This window comes from Streptomyces sp. NPDC056580 (assembly GCF_042793175.1).
GTDB lineage: Bacteria > Actinomycetota > Actinomycetes > Streptomycetales > Streptomycetaceae > Streptomyces.
Genome location: NZ_JBHTVE010000013.1, coordinates 1 through 6,696 on the forward strand (window position 1 = coordinate 1; position 6,696 = coordinate 6,696).

At 73.6% G+C, this 6,696-nt stretch carries 6 protein-coding genes; 4 read left to right on the plus strand and 2 right to left on the minus strand.

Translation table 11 applies throughout. The features are described from left to right. Positions 1-62: 62 nt before the first annotated feature. Both ACFQ9Z_RS27185 and ACFQ9Z_RS27190 read right to left on the minus strand, forming a co-directional pair. Entirely contained in the window at positions 63-911 is an 849-nt protein-coding gene (locus tag ACFQ9Z_RS27185) for a siderophore-interacting protein (protein ID WP_383023957.1), read from the minus strand. A gap of 42 nt (positions 912-953) precedes the next feature. Beyond that, a complete protein-coding gene (locus ACFQ9Z_RS27190) occupies positions 954-1,901 on the minus strand; it encodes a 5'-3' exonuclease H3TH domain-containing protein (protein ID WP_383024786.1) in 948 nt (315 codons plus the stop codon). A 100-nt stretch (positions 1,902-2,001) separates the two neighbouring features. Between ACFQ9Z_RS27190 and ACFQ9Z_RS27195 the strand changes: the two genes are divergently transcribed. The 4 genes from ACFQ9Z_RS27195 to ACFQ9Z_RS27210 all read left to right on the plus strand — a co-directional run bounded on the left by ACFQ9Z_RS27195 (position 2,002) and on the right by ACFQ9Z_RS27210 (position 6,552). Further along, positions 2,002-3,081, plus strand: coding sequence for a glycine betaine/L-proline ABC transporter ATP-binding protein (locus tag ACFQ9Z_RS27195; RefSeq protein WP_383023960.1), 1,080 nt, complete (start codon positions 2,002-2,004; stop codon positions 3,079-3,081). Next, entirely contained in the window at positions 3,074-4,885 is a 1,812-nt protein-coding gene (locus ACFQ9Z_RS27200; protein WP_383023964.1) for an ABC transporter permease/substrate binding protein, read from the plus strand. The genes ACFQ9Z_RS27195 and ACFQ9Z_RS27200 overlap by 8 nt, the downstream gene beginning before the upstream one ends. Positions 4,886-5,251: 366 nt before the next feature. Further along, positions 5,252-5,824, plus strand: coding sequence for a helix-turn-helix domain-containing protein (locus ACFQ9Z_RS27205; protein WP_143635319.1), 573 nt, complete (start codon positions 5,252-5,254; stop codon positions 5,822-5,824). A gap of 8 nt (positions 5,825-5,832) precedes the next feature. Then, entirely contained in the window at positions 5,833-6,552 is a 720-nt protein-coding gene (locus ACFQ9Z_RS27210; protein ID WP_383023970.1) for a helical backbone metal receptor, read from the plus strand. Positions 6,553-6,696 lie beyond the last annotated feature (144 nt).

Below are 6,696 nucleotides of genomic sequence, written 5' to 3' on the forward strand. Positions count from 1 at the left end.
CCGCCGGGGCGGGCCCTGGCGGCCGCCGCGGGCCGGGCTCAGGCGGCGGCCGCGGGCCGGGCTCAGGCGGCGGCCGCGCCGCCGCCCTCCTGCTCGGCCTCGATCCTGGCGTTCCACTCCCGCTTCGAGGCCTGCCAGCCGTCCTCGTCGTGGCCGAGGCGCCAGTAGCCGGAGATCGACAGGTCCTCGCGCGGGATCTGCAGTTCGACCCGGAACATCCGGCGCAGTTCCTTCACGAACGCCGCCTCGCCGTGCACGAAGGCGTGCGGCCGGCCCTCGGGGAACTCCAGCGCCCGTACGGCCTCGAGCAGGGCCTCGCCCACCGGCCGGTCCCCGCGGTGCAGCCAGACGACCTGCACATCGGAGTCGATCTTCTGCTCCTCCTCGGGGCCCGACACCTCCACGAAGGCGTGCGCCCGGGCGCCGGCCGGCAGCGTCTCCAGGGCGCGGGCGATCGCGGGCAGCGCGCTCTCGTCACCGGCGAGCAGATGCCAGTCGGCACCCGGGTCGGGGGCGTAGGCGCCGCCGGGGCCGATGAAGCGCACCGTCTCACCGGGACGGGCCCGGGTGGCCCAGGGCCCGGCCAGCCCCTCGTCGCCGTGGATCACGAAGTCCAGGGTCAGCTCCCGGTGCCCGGGATCCCAGGCCCGCACGGTGTACGTCCGGGTCACCGGCCACTGCTCGCGCGGGAACTCCGCACGGACCCGCTCCAGGTCGAACGGCTCGGGATAGGTGACGCCCTCGGGGCCGAACAGCAGCTTCACGTAGTGGTCGGTGCAGGTGTCCGCGGCGAACCCGGCGAGACCCTCGCCACCGAGCACCACGCGCTGCATGTGCGGGGTCAGCCGCTCGGTCCGCACCACCTGGGCGGTATAGGGCTTGCGCGGCTTCCGTCCCGGACGCTCTGCCATCACGGCCTCCTGCTGCATTGGTTAGGTTTACCTAAGTTAGCATCACGTACCGAGCGTCGTCAGCAGTCGGCCGAGGGAGCCGCCCAGCCCCCAGCGTGCCGTCAGCGCCTCCAGGGCCGCCGGGTCGCGCGGGGCGCGCGGCAGGGCGGTGTCGACGTCCGGCAGCGGGACGTCGCCGGCCACCCGCACCACCTTCGGCGCGACGGCGACATAGGGCCGGGCCTCGGTCAGCCGCTTGCGCTGCGACGGCGTGAGCCTGGCCCGCGGGTCGTCGACCGCCGCCATGATCCCCGCCAGGTCGCCGAACTCGGCGAGCAGCTTGGCGGCCGTCTTCTCCCCGATCCCGGGCACGCCCGGCAGGCCGTCGCTCGGGTCGCCGCGCAGCAGCGCCAGATCCGCGTACCCGCGCCCGTCGACCCCATACTTCTCGCGCAGCACCGCCTCGTCGGTGAGCTGCAGCGTGCCGACGCCCTTCAGCGGGTAGAGCACCCGGACGCCGCGCCCGTCGTCGACGAGCTGGTACAGGTCGCGGTCGCCGGTGACGATGTCCACGGGCCCGCCGGCCCGCGCGGTGAACGTGCCGATCACGTCGTCCGCCTCGTACCCGGCGACGCCCACCCGGGCGATGCCGACGGCGTCCAGCACCGCCTCGATGACCGGCACCTGCGGGGAGAGCGTGTCCGGCACCTCCTCCTCGTCCGGCCGCGCGCCCTCGTGCCCGACGGCGACCCGGTGCGCCTTGTAGGTCGGGATCAGCTCCACCCGCCACCGCGGCCGCCAGTCGGCGTCCATGCAGGCCACCAGGTGCTGCGGCCGGTGGTCCCGCACCAGCCGGTCGATGAAGTCCAGCAGCCCGCGCACGGCGTTCACCGGGGTGCCGTCGGGCGCCTTCACGGAGTCCGGCACGCCGAAGTAGGCGCGGAAGTAGAGCGAGGCGGTGTCGAGGAGCATGAGTCGTCCGGTCACGCCTCGCATCATGCCGTACGCCACTGACACGGCCCGGATGTGACGTAAGACACTTAAAAGTTTGACCAATGCGAACTTGGGGAGGCGCGGCTTCTGTCATGTACGGCCGAGACGAGAGGCACGCGTGCGACCAAGGCTTGAGGCCGAGCACCTGTTCAAGGTGTTCGGCAGACGACCGGACCAGGCAGTGCGGAGACTGCGCGAGGGCGCCGACCGGGAGGAGCTGCGCGCCGACGGCACCACCGCCGCCGTGATCGACGCGTCCTTCACGGTGGAGGCGGGCGAGATCTTCGTCGTCATGGGGCTGTCGGGCTCCGGGAAGTCCACCCTGCTGCGGATGCTCAACGGTCTGCTCGAGCCGACCGCCGGCCGCGTCAGCTTCGACGGCCGGGACCTGACCGGGCTCAGCGACCACGACCTGCGCGAACTGCGCTCGAAGAAGATCAGCATGGTCTTCCAGCACTTCGCGCTCTTCCCGCACCGCAGTGTCCGCGACAACGCCGCCTACGGCCTGTCCGTGCAGGGCGTGCCCCGCGCCGAGCGCGAGCGCCGCGCCGACGAGGCGCTCGCCCTGTGCGGTCTGGCCGGCTGGGAGGACTCCTGGCCCGACGAGCTGTCCGGCGGCATGCAGCAGCGCGTCGGCCTCGCCCGCGCCCTGGCCACCGACGCGGACCTGCTGCTGATGGACGAGTCCTTCAGCGCCCTCGACCCGCTGATCCGCCGCGACATGCAGGACCAGCTCCTCGAACTGCAGAAGACCCTGAAGAAGACCATCGTCTTCATCACCCACGACCTCAACGAGGCCATGCGCCTCGGCGACCGCATCGCCGTCATGCGCGACGGCCGGATCGTCCAGACCGGCACCGCCGAGGACATCCTGCTGCGCCCGGCGGACGACTACGTGACCTCCTTCATCCAGGACGTCGACCGCTCCCGGGTGCTGACCGCCGCCGCCGTGATGGACACCGACGTGCGGGGCGACGAGGCCGACTGCGGCTGTGAGACGGCCGCGCCGGACACGCCCTTCACCGAGCTGTGCGCGATCAGCGCCCGGCTCAGCCACCCGGTCGCCGTCCTGGACGCCGGCCGCGAGCTGGTCGGCGTCGTGCCACGGAGGCGCCTGGTCGGGCTCATCGGCGACGAACAGGGCGACCCCACCGCCTGCGGCGACGACAACGGCGGGAAGGTGATCGCCCATGCCTAGGATCCATCTCGGCGACTGGGTCGACTCCGGTGTCAACTGGCTCGTCGACCACCTGTCCTGGCTCTTCGACGCGATCCGCGCGGTCATGGAGGGCATGTACGACGGCATCGACGCCGTCCTCGCCGCCCCCGCGCCGCTGCTCATGGCCGGCATCCTCGCGGTGATCGCCTGGTGGCTGCGCGGCCTGCTCGGCGGCGTCCTCGCCTTCGCCGGCTTCGCGCTCGTCGACTCGCTCGGCCTGTGGGACCGGGCGATGTCCACGCTGGCCCTCGTCCTGGTCGCGACGGTGATCGCCCTGGTGATCTCCATCCCGCTGGGCATCTGGGCCGCCCGCTCCAAGGCCGTCAGCGCGGCCGTACGGCCCGTCCTGGACCTGCTCCAGACGATGCCCTCGATGGTCCTGCTGATCCCCGCGATGCTGTTCTTCGGCCTCGGCACCGCCGCCGGCGTCGTCGCCACCCTGATCTTCGCGCTCGCACCCGGCGTCCGCATGACCGAGCTGGGCATCCGGCAGGTCGACGCGGAACTCGTCGAGGCGGCCGAGGCGTTCGGCACCACCCCGCGCGACACCCTGTGGCGCGTGCAGCTCCCGCTCGCGCTGCCGACCATCATGGCCGGCGTCAACCAGGTGATCATGCTGGGCCTGTCCATGGTGGTCATCGCCGGCATGGTCGGCACCGGCGGCCTGGGCGGCGCGGTCAACGAGGCCATCGGCCAGCTCGACATCGGCTACGGCTTCGAGGCGGGCGTCGGCATCGTCGTCCTCGCCATCTACCTGGACCGCGTCACCGGGGCGCTCGGCACCCAGCTCTCACCGCTGGGCCGCAGGGCCGCCGCCAAGACCCGGACCACCACCTGGTCGTACCGGCCGCGCCCGGTGGTCGCCGTCGCCGGTGTGGCCGCCCTCGCGCTCGTCGCCGGCGGCCTGGGCGTCTTCGGCTCCTCCGGCACCTCCGAGGCCTCCGGCACCGACATCGGCCGGGGCAAGGAGATCAACATCGGCTACATCCCCTGGGACGAGGGCATCGCCTCCACGTTCCTGTGGAAGGAGCTCCTGGAGCAGCGCGGCTTCAAGGTGAACACCACCCAGTACGCCGCCGGCCCCCTCTACACCGGCCTCGCCACCGGCCAGCTCGACTTCGAGACCGACTCCTGGCTGCCCGTCACGCACGCCGAGTACTGGAAGAAGTACGGCGACAAGCTGGACGACCTCGGCAGCTGGTTCGGCCCCACCTCCCTCGAGCTGACCGTCCCGTCCTACGTGAAGGACGTGAACTCCCTGGCGGACCTCAAGGACCACGCCTCCGAGTTCGGCGGCAGGATCGTCGGCATCGAGCCGAGCGCCGGCATGATGGGCCTGCTCAAGGACAAGGTCCTGGGGCAGTACGGCCTGAAGGGCAAGTACGAGGTCGTCGACGGCTCCACGCCCGCGATGCTCGCCGAGCTCAAGCGCGCCTACGCCAAGAAGCAGCCGGTCGTCGTCACCCTGTGGTCGCCGCACTGGGCGTACAGCGACTACGACCTGAAGAAGCTGAAGGACCCGGCCGGCGCCTGGGGCAAGGGCGACGGGGTGCACACCCTCGCCCGCAAGGGCTTCGCCGACGACAACCCCGAGGTCGGCGCCTGGCTGAAGAACTTCTCGATGACCGAGAAGCAGCTCACCGGGCTGGAGGCGCAGATCCAGAAGGCCGGCAAGGGCAAGGAGCAGGACGCCGTCCGCGCCTGGCTGAAGCGGAACCCGGGCCTGGCCGACAAGTGGGCGCCGATCGACCGCAAGGGCACCGAGAGCCAGGCGGCCGGGTGACCTGACCGTCCCGACCGCCGCCCGCCCCTCGCGGCATGACCGGCCCCCGGCCCGGCCCGGACGCCTTCCCGACGCCCCCATGACCGTCCACGGCAAGGATCCGGCCAACCGCGGAGCGTCATGGACCCCGCTCCGGCGGAACATCGGGGGTCCTGCGAGCCTTGAACCAGGGGAGACCCGTCCCGCACCGCGCGCCGCCGCACTGGCGCGAACCGTGGGGGTGCGGGCCCGGCGGCGTGTCAGGGATGTGACAGGCGCGTGAAACGGTTTGCCGAACATGCGTAGGGTGCAGACAACTCCTCAGGGGATCGCCCGGTGGCGGGCGTCCGGCCGGCGGCACGACGAGTGAAGGAGGGAGCCGGAGCGATGGGCGACCACAAAGAGCAGCAGCCCGTGCGGGTGGGCGCGGCCGTACGGCGGCGCCGTCGCGCGCTGGAGCTCACCCTCGCCGTCGTGGCCGAGCGCACCGGCCTGTCGGTGCCCTTCCTCAGCCAGGTCGAGAACGACAAGGCCCGCCCGAGCCGCGGCTCCCTGGAGAAGCTGGCCGACGCGCTGCGCACCACGGCCGTGGAACTCCTCGCCGCCGCCGACCCGGCTGCCAGCGTGGACGTCGTGCGCGCCGAGCCCGTCACCGAGTCGGACTTCCTGCCCCGCACCCGCTCCCTGGTGCGCGGCCACCACCAGCTGCACGCCTCCGAGTTCACCGGCGACCACGACGCCGGCCGCGAGTTCCAGCACCGCAACGACGAGCTGATGTACGTCGCCGACGGCGCCGTGGAGATCGAGGCCGAGGGACGCGCCTACCGCCTCGGCCGCGGCGACACCCTGTACCTGACCGGCGGGGTCCGCCACCGCTGGCGCGCCACCGTCCCGGACACCCGGGTGATCGTGGTGGCGGTCGCCGAGCACATCGAGGCCGTGCAGGACCGGGCGCGCTAGGAACCGTGGTGCGCGTGGTCTCCCTGGTGCCGTCGCTGACCGAGGCGGTGGCCGCGACGCTGCCCGGCGCACTCGTGGGGGCCACCGACTGGTGCACGCACCCGCCTGGTCTCGGGGCCGCCCGGATCGGCGGCACCAAGAACCCGGCCGTGGACCGGATCCTCGCCCTCGCCCCCGACCTGGTGATCGCCAACGAGGAGGAGAACCGCGTCCCCGACCTGGAAGCCCTGCGCGCGGCGGGTCTCGGGGTGCTGGTCACCGAGGTGCGGACCGTGCCCCAGGCGTTCCGCGAGCTGGACCGGGTGCTGACGGCCTGCGGCGCCCCGGCACGGCCCCGCTGGCTGGACCGGGCGGAGGCCGCCTGGACCAACCTGCCGGAGCCGCCGGCCCGGGCGACGGCGGTCGTGCCCGTCTGGCGCCGCCCCTGGATGGTGCTGGGCCGGGACACCTTCGCGGGCGACGTCCTGGCCCGCCTCGGCGTGGACCACGTGTACGCCGGGCACCCCGACCGCTACCCCCGGGTGCCGCCGGCGGAGCTGGTGGCGGCGGCCCCGGACCTGGTCGTCCTGCCCGACGAGCCCTACCGCTTCACCGCCGCCGACGGCCCCGAGGCCTTCCCCGGACTGCGCTGCGCGCTGGTCAGCGGGCGCCACCTGACCTGGTACGGACCGTCACTGACCGAGACGCCGCGGGTGCTGGGCGAGGCCCTCGCAGCGGCGCGCCGCTGAGCGGCCCGTACCGTCCCCCCCCCCCCCCCCCCCCCCCCCCCCCCCCCCCCCCCGCGGGGGGGGCCCCGGCCGGGGGGCCGGGGGGGGGGGGGGGGGGCCCCCCCCGCCGGCGCCCCCCCCGCCCCCCCCCCCCCGCCCGGGCGC